The sequence below is a fragment of the Amorphoplanes friuliensis DSM 7358 genome (assembly GCF_000494755.1).
GTDB lineage: Bacteria > Actinomycetota > Actinomycetes > Mycobacteriales > Micromonosporaceae > Actinoplanes > Actinoplanes friuliensis.
Genome location: NC_022657.1, coordinates 6120073 through 6137202, shown reverse-complemented (window position 1 = coordinate 6137202; position 17130 = coordinate 6120073). Strand labels below are relative to the sequence as shown.

The 17130-nt window shown below is 72.1% G+C and carries 15 protein-coding genes; 11 read left to right on the top strand and 4 right to left on the bottom strand.

What is annotated here, in order from left to right; genetic code table 11:
* Positions 1-5 precede the first annotated feature (5 nt).
* Genes AFR_RS28335 through AFR_RS28320 form a run of 4 tightly spaced genes read left to right on the top strand, consistent with a single transcriptional unit; the run spans position 6 to position 6026 of the window.
* A complete protein-coding gene (locus tag AFR_RS28335) occupies positions 6-1895 on the top strand; it encodes a fibronectin type III domain-containing protein (RefSeq protein WP_202963957.1) in 1890 nt (629 codons plus the stop codon).
* The gene (locus AFR_RS28330) at positions 1892-2848 is read left to right on the top strand and encodes an AAA family ATPase (protein WP_023560239.1); all 957 of its coding nucleotides are present in this window, start codon (positions 1892-1894) and stop codon (positions 2846-2848) included. The genes AFR_RS28335 and AFR_RS28330 overlap by 4 nt, the downstream gene beginning before the upstream one ends.
* A 2-nt stretch (positions 2849-2850) precedes the next feature.
* Complete coding sequence (locus AFR_RS28325; RefSeq protein WP_023560238.1) at positions 2851-3960, top strand: DUF58 domain-containing protein; 1110 nt, start codon at positions 2851-2853, stop codon at positions 3958-3960.
* The gene (locus AFR_RS28320) at positions 3957-6026 is read left to right on the top strand and encodes a transglutaminase-like domain-containing protein (protein WP_023560237.1); all 2070 of its coding nucleotides are present in this window, start codon (positions 3957-3959) and stop codon (positions 6024-6026) included. Before AFR_RS28325 ends, AFR_RS28320 begins: the two co-directional genes overlap by 4 nt.
* Here AFR_RS28320 and AFR_RS44040 read toward each other — a convergent pair.
* From AFR_RS44040 to AFR_RS28305, 3 genes are read right to left on the bottom strand one after another with little or no spacing between them, the layout of a single operon-like run.
* A complete protein-coding gene (locus AFR_RS44040; protein WP_023560236.1) occupies positions 5999-7270 on the bottom strand; it encodes a protein kinase domain-containing protein in 1272 nt (423 codons plus the stop codon). The two genes, AFR_RS28320 and AFR_RS44040, sit on opposite strands and share 28 nt — an antisense overlap.
* A gap of 30 nt (positions 7271-7300) precedes the next feature.
* A complete protein-coding gene (locus AFR_RS44035; protein ID WP_023560235.1) occupies positions 7301-7768 on the bottom strand; it encodes a hypothetical protein in 468 nt (155 codons plus the stop codon).
* Entirely contained in the window at positions 7765-8103 is a 339-nt protein-coding gene (locus tag AFR_RS28305) for a DUF805 domain-containing protein (RefSeq protein ID WP_023560234.1), read from the bottom strand. Before AFR_RS28305 ends, AFR_RS44035 begins: the two co-directional genes overlap by 4 nt.
* A gap of 256 nt (positions 8104-8359) precedes the next feature.
* On the opposite strand from AFR_RS28305, the gene AFR_RS28300 reads away from it, so the two are divergent.
* Genes AFR_RS28300 through AFR_RS28270 form a run of 7 tightly spaced genes read left to right on the top strand, consistent with a single transcriptional unit; the run spans position 8360 to position 16146 of the window.
* The gene (locus AFR_RS28300) at positions 8360-10591 is read left to right on the top strand and encodes a hypothetical protein (RefSeq protein ID WP_148308080.1); all 2232 of its coding nucleotides are present in this window, start codon (positions 8360-8362) and stop codon (positions 10589-10591) included.
* Complete coding sequence (locus AFR_RS28295; RefSeq protein ID WP_023560232.1) at positions 10588-11733, top strand: hypothetical protein; 1146 nt, start codon at positions 10588-10590, stop codon at positions 11731-11733. Before AFR_RS28300 ends, AFR_RS28295 begins: the two co-directional genes overlap by 4 nt.
* Entirely contained in the window at positions 11730-12518 is a 789-nt protein-coding gene (locus AFR_RS28290; RefSeq protein ID WP_041841201.1) for a hypothetical protein, read from the top strand. Before AFR_RS28295 ends, AFR_RS28290 begins: the two co-directional genes overlap by 4 nt.
* Positions 12494-12886 (top strand): hypothetical protein, encoded by a 393-nt coding sequence (locus tag AFR_RS28285; protein ID WP_023560230.1) that lies wholly within the window; start codon positions 12494-12496, stop codon positions 12884-12886. The genes AFR_RS28290 and AFR_RS28285 overlap by 25 nt, the downstream gene beginning before the upstream one ends.
* 8 nt (positions 12887-12894) lie before the next feature.
* Complete coding sequence (locus AFR_RS28280; RefSeq protein ID WP_023560229.1) at positions 12895-13242, top strand: hypothetical protein; 348 nt, start codon at positions 12895-12897, stop codon at positions 13240-13242.
* Between the two features lie 2 nt (positions 13243-13244).
* The gene (locus AFR_RS28275; protein WP_041841200.1) at positions 13245-14654 is read left to right on the top strand and encodes a hypothetical protein; all 1410 of its coding nucleotides are present in this window, start codon (positions 13245-13247) and stop codon (positions 14652-14654) included.
* Positions 14644-16146, top strand: a complete 1503-nt coding sequence (locus AFR_RS28270) for a GGDEF domain-containing protein (protein WP_023560227.1) — start codon at positions 14644-14646, stop codon at positions 16144-16146. The genes AFR_RS28275 and AFR_RS28270 overlap by 11 nt, the downstream gene beginning before the upstream one ends.
* Positions 16147-16150: 4 nt before the next feature.
* Here the strand turns inward: AFR_RS28270 and AFR_RS28265 are convergent, their stop codons facing one another.
* Positions 16151-17104, bottom strand: a complete 954-nt coding sequence (locus AFR_RS28265; protein ID WP_023560226.1) for an ABC transporter substrate-binding protein — start codon at positions 17102-17104, stop codon at positions 16151-16153.
* Positions 17105-17130: the final 26 nt, after the last annotated feature.

Below are 17130 nucleotides of genomic sequence, written 5' to 3'. Positions count from 1 at the left end.
CCTGCGTGACCAACTCGGGGGTTGTGCGCCGCTTTGCCGCGCGGTTCCGTCGCCGTGGGCGGATTCCGCTCGCTCTTGTCGTCGCAGCCGCCCTGGTGGCCGTCACCGCCGCGGTGTCCGGGGCGTCCTCGGCCACACCCGGCGTGCGGTTCGCCCAGGCCGGTCGCTGGTTCGCCAGCCCCGCCGACGATCTGATCTACCACGTCAACGGCTCGGCGCGGACCGTCGACGCACAGACCCGCATCGAGGGCCTCGAGCCGGGCAGTGAGGTCGTGCAGGGCGAGACCTCGGGATATGTCATCGGCAGCTCCCGGATCACCGAGTTCGGCAAGTCCACCCTGAGCGTCGAGCAGACGCTGACCGCGCCCGCGGGTGAACGTCCCGTCGCGCTCGAGGCCAAGGGCGGGCCCTACCTGGTCTACCGCGAGACCGGCACGGTCGTGCGGCTCGGACCGGAACCGAAGACCATCCCCGCGGGTCAGCCGCTGGGCGAGCCGGTCGTCACCCCGGACGGCACCCTGTGGCTGCACCGCACCGACACCAACGTGCTGTGCCGGCTGCGCCCCGACAGCGACGTGCTGTCGTGCCCGGCCTCCGCCCCCGTCGGCCACACCGGCGCGCTGACCGTCGCCGACGACCGGCCCGTTTTTGTCGACACCTCCACCGACACCCTGAGCCCCGTCACCGGCGACGGCCTCGGGCCGTCGACCTCGATCGGGGTGGACCTGCCGGCGGATGCCGAGGTCGCGGCGGCCGACGTGCGGGGCCGCCTCGCCGTGCTCGATCCGCGGCAGCACCGCATGCACCTCGTCGACATCACCGCGGCCGCTGCCCCGGTCACGGTGGACCTGCCGGCCGGCACCTATGCGCCGCCCTCCGCCGGACGGTCCTCGGTCGTGCTGCTCGATGTCGAGCGCCGGTCGGTGCTCACCTACGACAGCGACGGCCGCCGGCAGAGCGTCACGCCCGTGCCGCCGGAGAGCGGCGACCCGCGGCTGAGCCGGGGTGAGGACGACCGGGTCTACGTCGAGGGTGGCGAGGGCAAGCAGGTGCTGGTCGTCGACGACCGCGGCCGGGCCGGTGCGGTGACCCCGGTCGCCGCGGCGGCGCCGTCACCGAGCAGCAACAGGCCGCAGCCGCCGTCGGCCGGTCCCACCCGGCCGGTGCCGCCCGTGCGCCCGCCGTCGATCCCGCCGTCGATCCCGCCTTCCCGCGGCACGTCCGGGCCGACCGGCCCCGTCGCGACGTCGCCCGTCACCACCGCCACCGGGCCGGCGACGAACCCGCCGGCCCGCAAGGTCGTTCCGGCCAGCCCGCCCGGCATGCCTCCCGGGGTGCGCGCGAGCGCCCGCGGCAAGGACATCGTGGTCAGCTGGTCGGCCGCCGCCGCCAACGGCGCTGCCGTCAGCGGATACCGCGTGAGCTGGGCACCGGCGTCCGGCGGCGCCGCCCGATCACAGGACCGGGCGGGCGGCGCCCGCTCGGCCACGCTGACCGGAGCCACCGTGGGTGTCGCCTACCGGATCACCGTCGCGGCCTCGAATTCCGCGGGCCGCGGTCCGGCGGCCACGGTGCGCGCGACCGTGCCCGTGCCCAGGCCGGTCCGGTCGGTTGTCGTCTCGCGCGGCGAGACCACCACCTACGAGCACGGCTGCGAGCCACCGGAGTGTGCGTTCATCAAGGTCACCATGACCGGCTTCAAGCCGAACAGCGCCTACCAGATCACCCCCCACGCCTCCACCTACGGCGACTTCAACCCGGGAGCCGAGCTGACCACCGACGACAAGGGCAACCTCACGGCGCGGCACCGGTTCCCGTTCAACGGTGTCGGCCAGCGGGTCTGGGTCACCGTCGACGGCCTGACGTCCAACCGCCTGCTCTGGACCGCCGGGTGAGGCCCGCCGAGACGGCCCGCATCGCCGCGCTGATCATCCGCAACGTCGGTCAGGTCGTGCGGGGCAAACCCGAGCTGGTCCGGCTGGCGGTCGCCGGGCTGCTCGCCGAGGGCCACCTGCTGATCGAGGACGTGCCCGGTCTGGGCAAGACGACCCTGGCCCGGTGCCTGGCGCGGAGCATCGGCGGCCGGTGGAGCCGCATCCAGTTCACTCCCGACCTGCTGCCCAGCGACATCACCGGTGTCAGCGTCTACCACCAGCGCGACGAGAGCTTCGCCTTCCACCCCGGTGCGGTCTTCGCCCACGTCGTGATCGCCGACGAGATCAACCGCGGCACACCGAAGACCCAGTCGGCGCTGCTCGAGGTCATGGCCGAGGGCCAGGTGACCGTCGACGCCGAGACCCACCGGGTGCCGAGGCCGTTCCTGGTCGTCGCCACGCAGAACCCCATCGAGATGGAAGGCACCTACCGCCTGCCGGAGGCCCAGCTCGACCGGTTCCTGATGCGGCTGACCGTCGGTTATCCCGACCAGGAGGCCGAGGTCGACGTGGTGCTCGGCAGCACCGGCGGGCGCAGCGCAGACGACCTCAAGGCCGTCGTCGACCCCGACACCCTCGCCACGGCTGTCGACGCCGTGCGCGGGATGCACGTCGACCCGGCGGTCGCGGCCTACGCGGTCCGGCTCGCCGCCGCGACGCGGGAGCACACCGCCGTCCGCTTCGGAGCCAGTGTCCGCGGCAGCATCGCGCTGGTCCGCGCCGCGCAGGCCCTCGCCGCGATCGACGGCCGCGGGTTCATCACGCCCGACGACGTCAAGGAGGTGGCGGTCCCGGTGCTGACCCACCGGCTCGTGCTCACCCCCGACGCCGAGCTCAACCTGCGCGGGGCGGGCGAGGTCGTCGAGGACGTGCTCGCCGCGACCGCCACGCCGATGGCGAGCGCGGGCGGCTGATCATGCGCGTGACCCCGCGCGGTTACGCCCTCCTCGTGGTCGCGGTGCTGCTGCTCGTGGCCGGCTTCCGGGGGCGCTATCCGCTGGCCGGTGTGCTCGGCGCGACCCTGCTCGGTGCGGTGCTGAGCGCCGTGGTGACCACCCGCGGCTCGCTGCGGATCACCGTGCGGCGCACGGTCTATCCGAGCCGGGTCACCCGTGACCGGCCGGCGCTGGCCCGGCTCGAGGTCACCAATCCGGGCACCCGCCGGCAGGCGCCGCTCACCGCCACCGATCAGGCCGGCCCGGTCACCCGTACGGTCCAGGTGCGCGCCCTGCTGCCCGGTGCCGGGGCGGTGCTGCACTACGAGCTGCCCACCGGCGTACGCGGCAAGTGGCCGGTCGGCCCGCTCACGCTGGAACGCCGCGACGCGTTCGGGCTGGCCCGCAACACCCTGACGGCGGCGGGGGAGACGACCACCCTCTGGGTCCACCCCCGGCGGGTGCCGGCCCGGGTGCTGTTCGGCGGCCAGCGGCGGCACCACCACGAGGGCGCGGTCACCGACAGCGCCCTGCGGGGGTCGGTCGAGCTCACCGACGTCCGCGAGTACGTGCCCGGCGACGAGGTGCGGCTGCTGCACTGGAAGGCCACCGCGCGGACCGGCCGGCTCATGGTCCGTGACCTGGCCGACCCGCAACGCAGCCGGTTCACGGTGCTGCTGGACACCCGGTCGCCGGCCTCCGGCGCGGACCGGTTCGAGGAGCTGGTCGAGACCGCCGCGTCGTTGCTGGGTGCGTCTGTCGGCGCCGGTCAGCACACGAGCCTGCTGACCTCCTCGGGCCTGCGGCTGACGGTCGAGGGGACGGCGGAGGGGGCCCGGCGGCTGCTCGACGCGCTCAGCGAGGTGGCCCGCGACGACCGGCCGGTCGATCTGCCGGAGTGGCGCGGCGGCACCCTCGTGGTCGTCTGCGGCGCGGGTCCGGGTCTCGTGCCCGCCGGCTGGCTGCGGCACCGGTTCACCCAGGTCCACGTCGTGGCGATGAACGGGCCGCTCGACGTGCCCGGGGCACGGATGCTGCGGGCGGAGACGGCCGGCGACGCCGTCCGGCGCTGGAACGAGGCGACCGGGTGAGGCTCCGGACGACCGGTGTGGTCCTCGCCGCCGCCTGCGCCGGGATGCTCTTCGCGCCGGTGTTCGGTGTCACCGCCCTGCTGCTGCCGGTCGGGGTGCCGGCCACGGCGGTGCTGGTGGTGGCTCTGCTGTGCACCACGCCGCGGCTGCAGGAGTGGCGTCCGGTGCTGGCCGTCCTGGCCGGACTCCTCGCCGTCGTGGAGACGCTGCTGTGGCCGACCACGGTCGCGGGCCTGCCGACGACGACCACGCTGCGGGCGCTGGTCACCGGCGGCACCGACTCGTGGCAGCTCGTGCTGCAGTCGACCTGGCCCGCGCGCTCCGATCCGGCGCTGCTGCTCTTCGTGCCACTGCTCGTCGTCCTGGTCGCCGTGCTCGGGGTCGAGCTGCTGCACCGGCTGCGCAGCCCGCTGCCCGCCCTGCTGCCCAGCCTGGCCCTGGCCGGGCTGACCCAGCTCTACGCCAGTCTCGCCCCCGGCCCCGCGCTGATCGCCGCTCTCGTCTACGCCGCGATCGCCGGGACGCTGCTGTTCCGGGGTTCCTGGCCGCGGATCGTCCCGGCGGCCGCGGTGGCGTCGGTGGCCGCCGTCGGCGCGGCGCTGCTGGTCCCGGCCGGCGAGCCACGCTTCTCCCTGGCCCGCAACCAGGCGGCGCCGTTGCCCGACACCGGGCTGGCCAGCCCGCTCGACGAGCTCGCCGGGCGGCTGGGCGACCCGTTCCGGCCGGTCTTCCGCGTCCGGGGTGCGACCGACGTCGACCGCTGGCCGGTGGTGGTGCTCGACGGCTTCGACGGGGTGAACTGGGTGCCCGCCGGCCGGTTCCGCCGTCTCGGCGCCGAGCTGGCACCAGGTCCGGCGGTGACCGTGCCGGCCGGTGAGCGCACCGCGACGATCGAGCTGCCCGCGGGACAGGGGCCGTGGCTGCCGAGCCAGACCTGGCCGTCACGGGCCGAGGGTGTCACCCCGCTGGTCGCCGAGCACCAGGGCACGCTGCTGCTGCCGGAGTCCACCGGTGCGGTGACCTACGACCTGAGCTGGTGGCAGCCGCAGACCGCCGTGGACACGCTGGCCGAGGCGGCGATCGACCCCTCCGCGCCGGGCGGTCTGGGGGAGATCGGCACGATGCCCCCCGAGGTCGAGGCGCTCGCCACCACCGCCGTGCGCGGCAACCGGCCGTCCTTCGCGACCGCCGCGGCCCTGGAGAACTGGTTCCGGGACAACTACAAGATCGCGATCGGCTCCCCGCTGCCGGCCGGGCACGGCTGGCCGCAGCTGACCGACTTCCTGCTCACCACCAGGCGCGGGACGAGCGAGCAGTTCGCGGCGGCGTACGTCGCCCTGGCCCGGTTCCTGGGCATCCCGGCCCGCCTGGCGGTCGGCTACCGGATGCCGGTGCAGGCGGACCCCGACGGGTTTGTCACCGTCCGCAACGGAGACGTGCTGGCCTGGCCGGAGGTGGCGGTCCGCGGTGTCGGCTGGGTGCCCCTCGACCCGACCGGCGGCGCCGCGGCATCCGGGGCCACCAGCGGCAACGGCCTGGCCGCCCTGGCCGAACGCGCCCGGCAGTCACTGCCGCCGCCGGACCAGCTCCCGGCACCGCCCGTGGCGTCGCCGCCGGCACCGGCCACGTCGTCGGATTCGGGCCGGCCGTGGCTGCTGGTGCTGCTCGCCCTGCCGCTGGTCGCCTGGCCGCTGGGGGTGCCCCTGACCTGGGGTGTGCGCTCGTGGCGGCGCCGGCGGCGGCCGGGTGCGGGTGCGGTTGTCGGCGCCTGGGAGGAGATCCGCGACCGGCTGCGGGCGTACGGGGTGACGGTGTCCGCCGGGATGACCGTGCGCGACCTCGCGGCCGCCGCGGGCCCGGTCACCGACATCGGAACCGTCACGGAGATCCGGCGGCTCGCACCGATCGTCGACGAGGTGCTCTGGTCCGGGGCCGCACCGCCCGAGGAGCGGATCGGCGAGGCCTGGTCGCTGGTCCGCACGGTCCGGCGTGGACTGGCCCGGTCCGGCGGCCGGCGCCGGTGGTGGGCCTGGATCGATCACCGCGGGCTGCGGCCACCGGGCTGATTCTCCTTGCACACCGCACCGCGGATCGACCTCGGCGCGGTGGTGAAGATGTCGACGCCGTTGGTCGCCTGCACCAGGAAGCAGTACTTCCGGACCGGGTCGATCGGCACCGAATAGGTCGTGGCCTGCTGGGCGATGATCGTGCGCGACGGCCGGCCCTCACCGGCGACGATGATCGCGAAGCTGAGCGGCTCACTGCTGCGCCAGGCCAGGTCGGCGACGTTGCCACGGTCGGTGACCTCGGCCAGCTCCAGGCGTACGGTCGGGGCGCTGGGTGCCGCGGCCGAGGCGACAGCCGGTGGCGGCAGCGCGGGCATGTCGAGGTCGTCCGGCCGGTTCACCCAGAACAGCAGGCCCGCCGCGGCGACGAGAGCGAGCGCGACGGCAACCTTGGGCGGCATCCGCAGAGGTGACCGCCGGCCCGGCCCGAACACCAGCAGCGGCTCACCCCGCGGCTGCGGTGCGGTGGTGGTGCCACCGATCCGCTGCACGACGGTCGCGGCATCGGCCGGGCGCCGGTCGGGGTTGCGGTCCAGCAGGGCCCCCACCAGCTCGGCGACGGCCGCCGGCAGCCCGTCACGGTCGATCGGCGGCACCGGCTCGGTCAGCACCCGCAGCAGCCGTTCACTGTCCGGCTCGCCGGGCCGGCCGGGGTGCGGCGGGGCACCCGTCAGGGCCAGGTGCAGGACGGCGCCGAGGCCGTACAGGTCGGAACGCTCGTCGAGCGTGCCGTCCCGCAGCGTCTCCGGGGCGACGAAGCCCAGCGCCCGCGCGGGGTCGGCCGGGAAAGCGCGGCGCAGCACCAGGCCGAAGTCGCTGAGGACCGCCTCCCCGGAGGCGCGGAACAACACGTTGCCGGGTGTCACCGCGCCGTGCACCACGCCGGCCCCGTGCGCGGCCGCCAGGGCCTCCGCCAGCGACCGGCCCAGCGCCACCGCGTCCGGGACGCTCAGCGGGCCGAACGCCGCGACCAGCTCCGCCAGCGACTGGCTGCACAACTCCATCCGCAGACCCGGCCGGCCGTCGGCGAGATCCTCGACCCCGTCGGCGGCCAGGATCGGCGCACGCTCGCGCAGCCCGGCGAGCGTGCGCAGCTCCGCGTCCAGAGCGGTCCGGGTCCGCCGGTCGGGCCGGCCCGGGAGGAGCTTCACCGCGTACGCCTCACCGGTGCCTGCGTCGACACCGGCCAGCACCGTGCCGGCCGGGTCGTCGCCCAGCGGCACCAGCTCCGTGTCGGTTGTCATCCGCGTCCCTCGGTCCTCCCCGTCAGCCCGTCAGCCGGACCACAAGGAGAATCCCTCGGTACCCGTGCCAGTGTGATTGTCCGGGTCGTTCTTCGCCGGTGCCACCCGCAGCACCGCACCCGCCGGCCCGGTCTGCTCCACCGTCAGGGTCAGCCCGTACGCCAGAGCCAGCTTCCCGGTCCCCTTGACGGTCGCATGCAGGTCGTCCCCGTCCTGAACGCTCACGTCGAACTCCACCTCCTTCGGCGCGGTGAAGGTGATCAGGATGCCGTCGCAGTTGAACTTCCCGTCGAGGGCGAAGTCGCTCTGCTGCGCGACGAGGATCTGACACCGGCCGTCCTCACACGCCTTCGCATCGGTCCCGTCCGCCGCGGCCACGGCGTCCACCGTGGACGGGCTCGGACTGATGCTCGGCGCGGGTGCCGGCTGCTGCTGCTGCTGCGTGCACCCCGAGACCAGTGCGGTGGTGATCAGCAGGGCCGGGCCGAGGCGCTTCACGCCGGTGGCCCGTACTGGTTCGGTCCGGGCGTACCGGGAAGGGCCATGAAGATCAGGACCACGATGAAGCAGAACGGCAGCAGGCTGACGAGCTGCAACCACCCGGTGTAACCCACGTCGTGCAACCGCCGCGCGATCAACGCCGTCAACGGGATCACCGTCGCGAGGTAGTAGACGAGGGCCAGACTGAAGATCTCCTCGAAGACGGTCGCGCCCAGCGTGATCAGGGCGGCCAGCACCAGCAGGTGGAAGACCAGGAACATCCAGTACTCGGCCCGGCGCGCCCGGCCCCGATAGTCGGCATAGTGCCGAAACGCCGAAAGATAGTGCTGCATCGCGCCCCCCGGGTCTCCGGCCACCCGCACCTCGGGCAGCAGCGAAACGCTAGAACCGCGACAACGCCACCGGCGGCCGGTGACCTGATCCGGCCAACCGAACGGCTTACCCCGGACGTGTCGCTGATTACTCAAACCCGCCGGTAGTTCCACCTTTCGTGCGTCCTCATTGAACTTCTGGGCTCGTTTGATCGGCCCTGCCTACCGCACTCACAGTGGAGGTGCGGGCTCCGGCCGACGCCCTACGGTCTCCGGCATGAGTGATGCCAGTACGCGTATCGCGGCCGTTCTGGAGGAACGCCGACGGCGGCTGCCGACCGTGAACTTCGAGATCGAACGGTGGGAACGGGTCCAGCAGTCGCTCGGCCGGCTCGGCGGGGCGCTGTCGGCGGTCCGCGAGGCACCGGACGAGAGCCTCGCGGCGCTCGGTCTCGACACGGTTGACGTGACAGCCCTCGAACGCCGGGCCGCCGAGGTGCTGGCCGCGCTGGCGACCGTCCGGGCCCGGGTCAGCCGCCACACGATGAACATCGGCGTGAGCGGCCGCGCCCGCAACGGCAAGAGCACGCTGCTGCAGTCGCTGACCGGGCTCGGCGACGACCAGATCCCGGCCGGTGCCGGTGCGCCGGTCACCGCCGTCCGCAGCCGCATCTTCCACTCGACCGAACGGCACGAGGCGCGGCTGACCATGCACACCGAAGAGTCCTTCTGCTCCGAGGTGCTCGCCGGATATCACGAGGAGCTGCGGCTGGGACCACCACCGCGGACGATCGGCGAGTTCGCCGGGCAGGCGTACCCGGCCTCCAAGGACGACCTGGCGCTCGAGCCCGCGGAGCAGACGCGGCTGGTGCCGATGCTGGTCCGGTTGCGCGTGATTCAGTCGTCCCTCGACTCCTACCGCGGCCTGCTGGACGGCCGGACCCGCAACGTCGAGTTCGGCGAGCTGCGGCGCTGGGTGTCCTACCCCGCCGAGGGCGAGGACCGGCCGGACCGCCGCTACCTGGCGGTGCGCGACGCCCGCATCACCTGCCGTTTCCCGGTGGTGGAGATCAGTGACCTCGGGCTCGTCGATCTGCCGGGCCTGGGCGAGACGGTGCCGAACGCTGAGAAGCACCACATCGCCGGTCTGGAGAACGACGTCGACTTCGTGCTCAACGTCAAGCGGCCCGACGGGACGAACGCCTACTGGGACACGCACGACTCCGCCGGTCTCGGACTCATCTGCCAGGCAGCGGGTGCGGCGCCGGTCCGCGACTTTGCCGCGATCCTGGTCAACAACGGCGCCCTCCCGCAGGCCAACGTCGACGCACTCCTGACCGCCGTCCGGGAGAACGTCAACGAGAACGGTGCCGACGCGGCTTTCCCGGTGATCGTCGCGGACGTCAAGAAGCCGGAGACCGTGCAGGCGGAGGTCCTCGGCCCGGTTCTTGACCACCTCGCCTCGGCGCTTCCCCGGATGGACGCCGCGGTCGTCGACCACGCCGTACGCCTCAGCGTGGCTGCCCGCGAACAACTGCTCGCGGTGGCCGGCGCGATGCTGGCCTCCCTGCGCTCGGTGCTCGTGCCGACCGCTGTCGACGAGCTGATCGCCCGATCCGGCGAACTGCGCGCGCAGACCGCCGTGGCGATCCAGGAATGGGTCGCCGACCTGGAACAACGGGCGGACGAGGCGTACGAGGACAAGGAGTTCTACGATCGCGCCGATCAGCTGCAGAGCACCGTGCACAACTGGATCCTCGACGGCTTCGGTGAGACCACCGAGGTCTGGCGCAAACGGGCCGTGGCCCGCATGCGCGTCGACAACGCCTCGGCGCCGTTCGTGGTGAACGAGCTCAACGGCATCCGCGTCGAGGTGGCCCGCCGCTTCAGCGCCATCGACGACGTGCTCGAACGGCGCCGCGAGGAGTTCTGGGGTGGGCTCGCCGCGGCCCTCGGCGCCCGGCTGGTGCCTTTCACCGAGGGTGACGATCCCCACCGCGCCCTGACCGACCTGGCCGTACGCCTGCGCGAGGCACCCGACCCGTGCCCGGTGCTGGCCGAGGCGATCGACTTCGTCCTCGACGTGCGCCTCGACTACCGCACCCGCGTCCTGCCCCGCATGCGCACCGCCCTGATGATGCTGCGCGCGGAGTCCAGCGGCGTACCCGGTGACACCCCGGTCGCCCACACCGACGACGGTGCGCAGCAGCTCTTCGTCCACATCTCGAACCTCGCCCGGCAGGCGAACTACGGTGCCGCGCAGACCCTCAAGGAGGAGCCGGCGACCACAGCACAGGTGCTGCTGGCCTTTGCCGGTCAGTTCGAGGACCAGTTCATCCGCTCCTCGGCCTCCGAGGCGGAGTTCCGCCGGGTGGCCGAGGCGTTCCGCGATCAGCTCTGGCCGGACGAGCTGAACGGCCCGGCGCTGGCGACGGCCCGCGTCCAGCACTTGCGCAGCGTGCTCAACGACCTGATCGCCCACCTGAACGACCAGAGGAGCCCTCGATGACCCCGGCGTTCAAGGTGGCGGTGGTCGGACCGTCCCGCGTGGGCAAGACGACCTTGCTGACCGCGATCCTCGACGAGACCAAACGACTGCTGACCGGGACCGGTGTGGTGGTCGAGCTCGACGAGCTGACGGCCAGACGGGTCCGCAAGCAACGTCAGGAACTGCGCCAGGCACTGCGGGAGGGTGAGTTCGATTCCGCGGCCCTCAAGGGCAACCAGGACGAGGCGTATTACCACGTGACACTGCAGTCGGTGGCGGACGAGAGCGTGCAGATCCCGTTCAGCATGCTGGACTTCCCGGGCAAGTGGCTCGACCCCGACTATCTCGACCAGGTGCCCGACGGCAAGCGTAAATGGGCCGAGTGCCTGGAGCACATCAAGTCCAGCGTCATGCTGCTGGTGCCGATCGACTCGGCCGTCCTCATGGAGGCGTCGACGCCGTCCCAGCGTGGCGCCGTGCAGATGCTCCTCGGCTTCGAGGACGTCGAGGAGGTCGCTCGCAAGTGGGCGATCACCCGCAACCTCGAGGAGCGCCGCGACGAGCCGGCCGTGCTCGTCCTGGCCCCTCTGAAGTGCGAGAAGTACTTCGACGACAACGGTGGCTGGGGCCGGCAGGCCGATGAACTGCGCCGCCGCGTGGCCGACTGGTACGCCCGGATGCTCAAGATCGTCCAGGACGAGGCTCCCGACCGGGACATCAAGATCGTGTACGCCCCGATCGACACCTACGGCGTGGTGGAGCTGATGGAGGCGTACTGGCCGGACCACGGCCAGAGCCACCTCGACTTCCAGGCGAACTACCGCATCCGGGGCAACCCGAGCGAGACCTCGGTCAAGGCGGCCGGGGCGGTCATGCAGGAGCTGTGCCAGTGCATCGTCGACGGCTGGGACGTCGCCGAGGGCCGGACCCTGTCCCGCCGCCGGGCCGAGTACACCGGGCTCGTCGCCCGGGACCAGGAGGCCAAGGGCTTCTGGGGCACGATCGGCTACTACCTCGGCGGTGAGGCGTCCCGCAACCAGGCCGGTCAGGAGAAGACCGTGGCCGAGATGAACATGATCGAGCAGCGCCGCCAGCAGCTCCACGAAAGCGTCGCGAAGCTCGCGGCGACGGCCTACGACCCGAGGGTGGAACAGTGGTCATGATCGCGAATGCCTACCTGATGACCCGTGGCACACCGCGGCGCAACGACTACGCCTTCCTCGGTGCGGTCCCGCCCTCGCGGTGGTGGGACCGGGTGAACCCGTACGTGTTCATGGAGAGCCCGGAGGTTGTCGTCGCCCGTCACCCCGGCGGTGTCGGTGTGCTGATCTCGGGTCTGCCGTCCGCCCGCAGAGACGTCATCGGCACCGCGATCCGCCACACCGTGGTCATCGACGATCTGCGTGACCAGCCCGAGTTGCTGTGCCGCATCGTCGCCGCGGGGCTGGACCCCCGAACCCGGACGGCGCTGGGCGAGCATCTCGACGAGGAGTTCGACGCGGGCCGTGTCGACGCGATCATGGACGGCGGTGACGCTGGGACTGATGTCCCGCAGCGGGTCGCCGAGATCCTGGCGACCGTGTCCGCCGACGTGCCGGGTCCCGGCCGGGACCCGGAGGGCTCCTGGGTCGGTGGCGCGGACGACGAGGGTTCCCGGCGGGCGTTCCTGGCTCGGGTGCGGCGGCTCGCCGCGGAGGAAGCGTCCGGATTCGCCTTCACCAGTCAGGCGATCGCCACGGCCAGGGGCGCCGGGGAGGCGGCCGGGAGGCTGGGGGCACCGGTGGCGATCCTGCTGGTCGACGGTGACGTCGACGGGGTGCAGCCACTGGGAAAAGATCGGCCGCTCCCGCCGGAGCGGCGTTCCCCCGCGCTGCTGATGACCGGTCTCGCCCTGACGGGAGTGGCGGTGGCCGTGATCCTCTGGTGGATCGCGCGGCGCGTGCTCTGATCGGCAGCCGTCCCTTCCCGCTGTCGGTCCGCTGGGGGAAGGCCCTCTGGCACGGCGAGTTGGTCTTCACGGAGAAGGGGCCGGCGGGGACACTCTGGGCCGATCGCCGGAGCCTGCGGGTGCGAGGTGATGTCCACGAATGGCGGGTGACCGGTGCAGGCGCATTCGCGGAGCCCGACAAGATCGTTTTCAGACTTCCCGACTACCAGGGCCGGCCGGTCAGGCTGACCTGCCGATTCCGGGACTCACACGTCACGGGGGCCGAGGTGACCTGCCCCGAGCTGATCGCCGCGCCGGTCGAGGTCTCGGCGGACGAGTTGCTGCAGACGATCGCCGCCGAGGTGCGGCGACAGCATGAATCGGCCTGAGGAGCTTTGTGGACGTCAAGGAATACTGGGATCGCAGCGACGACGATCTCTACGAACTGCTCGGTGCCGCGCTGCTCGGTGAAGGCAGGGGACTGTCACCCGAGGAGCAGGACGATCAGCGCCGCTTCGGGCGGCAGTGGTTCGCCCGGCAGCACGACGAGTTGCAGCGCCGGATCTGCCGGGACAAACGTGTCCGGCAGCTGATCGGCACCACCGCGTCGGACCGCTTCATCGACGCAGTCACGATCTCCGAGATCCTCAGCTCGCACGACGACCTCGGCCTGAACGCCGCGCTGCTCGCCGTTCTGGTGGCGCGGGTCGGCCTCGGCACCTTCTGCGCGAACACCGGTGCCTGAGCGTGGTGACGCAGGCCGAGCTCGCGTACCGGCGGCTGGAGCCGATCACCCTGGGAAGTCACCGCGAGTTCTTGGAGCGCCGACTGGCGAAGATCGGTGCCCCGGTGCCGCGGTACCCGTCGATGTTCGATTCTCCGCTGCACGAGGCGCTCGGTGAGGTCACGGCCGACGTGCTGGCCGCGCTGGTCGACCTGGGTTTCGCCCCGGGCCGGGTGGCCGCGCTGACAGTAGGCCTGACCGGCAACGACGGCTTCACGGCCCGGTACCGCTCGTTTCCCGGGGACGGGTCGGGTCTGGTCCTGGTCTCCGACTCCATGGTCAGCCTGTGCTACTCGTACTGCGAGTTCGAAGGGCGCGCGCTGCAGGCCATGGTGTCCGGCGGCCTGCTCCGCATGGCCGCCAAGGTCTTTCTCACCCGGTTCACCGGGACGATCGGCGGTGATCCCCGCTCGCTCGCAGGGATCCTGCGCTACCACAACGTCAACCGCCGCGTGTACGGCGTACCCGCGGTCCTGAATCTTGTGCCCGTCCCCGACGACCCCGGCATGGACGAGTTCCTGCTCGACTACGGTTTGCGGTTCGTCGTCGGTCACGAGGCCGCCCACCACGTCCTCGACGACGGGCACAGCGAACTGGACGCCGACACCCTGGCTCTGTTCACGGCCGCGGAGGCGTTCGCCCGCTATCAGGCCGAGAACATGGACTTCCTGCCCGAGCGGTACCGCCGGGAAGCGGCCGAGTTCCACGGGCTCATCGGCGCGCTCATCACCATGCTGGCGTTGCAGACCTCCGAACGCGCGCTGTTCCTGCGCCGCGGCCACAGCCATCTGCCGGCGCAGGACCGGGCCACCCGCCTCGTCGAGCACGTTCTCAGCCCGGCACGGCAGGAGACGCTGGACCGCCTGCTCGGCGGACGCGATCCGCGGATGGCCCTACGTTTCGACAAGGACCGCGGCAACCTCGGCGTCTACGTCGGCGCCCTGGTCCGTGCGACCGCTCAGGCCTCGGACTTCAGTGCGGGCGCGACCCCCTTCGACTGGGCGGCCCTGGCCGGGGTGCCGGAGATCGAGCAGCTGGCGGGGGCGGATCTGGACGAGATCGCCGCCCTCGACCGGCTCATGTGCGGGCCGGATCCGGTGCTGACCGATCGGCTCGACCCTGGTACGCGGCACATCCTGGCCGGTCGGCTCAAGGAAGGTCTGTCCGCCTGGGGCCTCGCGGCGGACCGGGTCGAGGCACTGCTCGACCCGTCGCGGGTTCTCGCCTTCCACACCCTGGTCGAGGACCTGCAGAACACCGCGAAAGACCTGCATACGGCGGTGGCCGCGGCCACGCTGGTGGCCCGACGCCTGCCCGGGACCGAAAGCTCAAGTCCGGGCGCCGGGGTGCCGATGGGGGGTCGTGGCCGATGAGCGGGCAAGCCTGGGCCGGATCTCCGGTGCGGTAGCCGGCTCCGCGCTGCTCTGGTTCGCGGTCAACGCTGTGCATCCGGTCGGGCCCTCGTTGCTGTTGTGGCTGCCCACCCTGGCCGCGGGTCTGGTGCTCACCGCCGCGCTGCTGCGGACCTCGCGGGTCGAAGGGCTGCCGCTGCCGACGCGGCTCTTCTGGCGGAGGCTCTCCATCGCCGCCGGGTCGGCTTCCGTGGCGCTGGCCGCGCAGGCCTACGACGTCTGGCGCAATCCGGACAGCGGGGGAGCGCACGTCACTCCCGTGCTGATCGCCGGGGCTGCGCTCGCTCAGCTGTTCATCGTCTACGCGCTCCTGCGGCTGCCACTCGGTGACCGGCAGCCCGGTGCGCTGCTGCGGGTCGTTCTCGACGCCGGCACCGTCATGCTCGCCGCCGCCGTTTTCCTCTGGCACTTCCAGACGCGTCACCTGGTCGGTGCCGAGGGTTTCGGTCTGATCGGCTCCCTGATCCTCACGGTCACCGGGATGGTCGCCGTCTTCTCGGTGGTCAAGGTCGTTCTTTCCGGCCACCGGTACGTGGACAGAGGCTCGTTACGGCTGCTCGCCACGGCGGTGCTGGTCGGCACGCTGGCTCCCGCGCTGCAGCCGTACCTGCAGGAGTCGTTCCCGCACCTGTTCGCCACCATGGTCGGCAATCCGGCCTGCTTCTTCGTGGCCGTGCTCGCCGCGGAGAGGCAGCGGCGGGGCAGTTCTCAGCCCGGCGCCGACCGCGACCGGCGGCCGTTCAGCCTTTTCCCGTACGTCGCAGTGGCGGCCGTGGACGTGCTGCTGGTCCAGGTCGCCTTCGATGCCGGTCTGGCCGACGACGTGGTTGTCGTGCTGGCGGCCGTGGTCCTGACCGCTCTGGTGGCGCTGCGGCAGGTGACCGCGCTGATCGACAACGGGGAGCTGGTGCGGCGCCTGGACCACAGCGCCACCCACGACGCGCTCACGCAGCTGCCCAACCGGGTGCTGTTCCACCGGCGTCTGGAGGCCGCGCTGGCCTCGCCGTCGACCGCGCCCGTCGTGGTGGCGCTGCTCGACCTCGACGGGTTCAAGCAGGTCAACGACACGCTCGGGCACGACGCCGGCGACCGGTTGCTGATCGTGGTGGCGCGGCGGCTGGGTGCGTGTGTCCGCGAGGGTGACACCGTGGCGCGGCTCGGCGGTGACGAGTTCGTCGTCGTGATGGGGGACGCCGGGGCCGAGGTGGCCGAGGACGTCGCGCGGCGGATGCTCGACGCACTCGCCGAGCCGGTGCTTCTCGGCGACGCCGAGGTGCCGATAGGTGCCAGCATCGGTCTCGCCGCCGGCCACAGCGGCGCCGACGCGGGTGAGCTGCTGCGCCGGGCGGACATCGCGATGTACGCCGCCAAGGCCGCCCCGGGCAGCGCGGTGCGGCACTTCACCGAGGAGCTGACCACCGCGGACCGGCTCGTGGTGAGCCGGCCCGGGTAGCTCGTCAGCGGGGGAGCCAGGCCTGCCAGGTCGAGCGGTGCGAGTCCAGCCAGCGTTTCGCGGCGTCGTCGCGGGACAGCTTCTTGACGGTGATGTCGCGGGCCACGGCGTTCTGGTCGTCGTTGGTCCAGCGGAAGTTCTTGATCAGGTCGGCCGCCGGGCTGCCCGAGTCGACGAACGCCTTCCGCGCGATCTTGTCGAGGTCGTACGGCTGGTAGTCGCAGGCCACGGTGTCCGGGTCGGCGTCGCAGCCGGGTTTGTAGATCGGCAGCGGGATGTGCACCAGATCAATCTCCGACAGCAGCCACTGCGGCGTGTAGAAGTACCCGATCAGCGGCTTCTTGTCCTTCTCGGCCTTGCGGAACGCGGCGATGAGCGCGTCCTCGCTGCCGGCGTACACGACGCTGTAGTTGAGTTTGAGGTTCTTGATCAGGGCGGCGTCGTTGGTGACGAACGACGGGTCGCCACCCAGCAGCTGGCCCTTGCCGTCGGACTTCGCCGTCTTGAAGCGGTCGGCGAACTCGTTGAGGTTCTTCCACTTGGTGATGTTCGGGTATTCCTTGGCCATCCACGGCGGCACGTACCAGCCGATGACACCCTTGTTGCCGGTCAGGCCCTGCTCGACGGCGACCTTCTTGTCGTCGATGTAGGTCTTCTTGAGGTCGTCGTGGCCCCAGTTCTCCAGGATGGCGTCGACCTCGCCGCTGGCCAGGCCCTTCCACGACTCGTCCTCGGTGAGGTCCTTCTCGGCCACCGTGCAGCCCAGCTCCTGCTTGAGCAGATAGCTGACCACGGCCACGTTGGCCTCGTAACCGACCCAGGGGTTCACGGCGATCGAGACGTTGCCGCAGGGCGTGCGCTCGACCCCCGGCGGCGCGACGATCGCGGTCGCCGAGTCACCGCAGGCAGCGAGGGCCAGCACGCTCAGGAGGGCCGCCAGCCGGCGCGTTCTCAGCATCGTCGTCCGTTTCTGTGGGGAGGCGG

Excerpts from the sequence above, each read along its gene's own strand:
- AFR_RS28325 (WP_023560238.1), top strand. The coding sequence starts at position 2,851 with ATGCGCGTGACCCCGCGCGGTTACGCCCTCCTCGTGGTCGCGGTGCTG.
- AFR_RS44040 (WP_023560236.1), bottom strand. The coding sequence starts at position 7,270 with ATGACAACCGACACGGAGCTGGTGCCGCTGGGCGACGACCCGGCCGGC.
- AFR_RS28305 (WP_023560234.1), bottom strand. The coding sequence starts at position 8,103 with ATGCAGCACTATCTTTCGGCGTTTCGGCACTATGCCGACTATCGGGGC.
- AFR_RS28300 (WP_148308080.1), top strand. The coding sequence starts at position 8,360 with ATGAGTGATGCCAGTACGCGTATCGCGGCCGTTCTGGAGGAACGCCGA.
- AFR_RS28295 (WP_023560232.1), top strand. The coding sequence starts at position 10,588 with ATGACCCCGGCGTTCAAGGTGGCGGTGGTCGGACCGTCCCGCGTGGGC.
- AFR_RS28290 (WP_041841201.1), top strand. The coding sequence starts at position 11,730 with ATGATCGCGAATGCCTACCTGATGACCCGTGGCACACCGCGGCGCAAC.
- AFR_RS28265 (WP_023560226.1), bottom strand. The coding sequence starts at position 17,104 with ATGCTGAGAACGCGCCGGCTGGCGGCCCTCCTGAGCGTGCTGGCCCTC.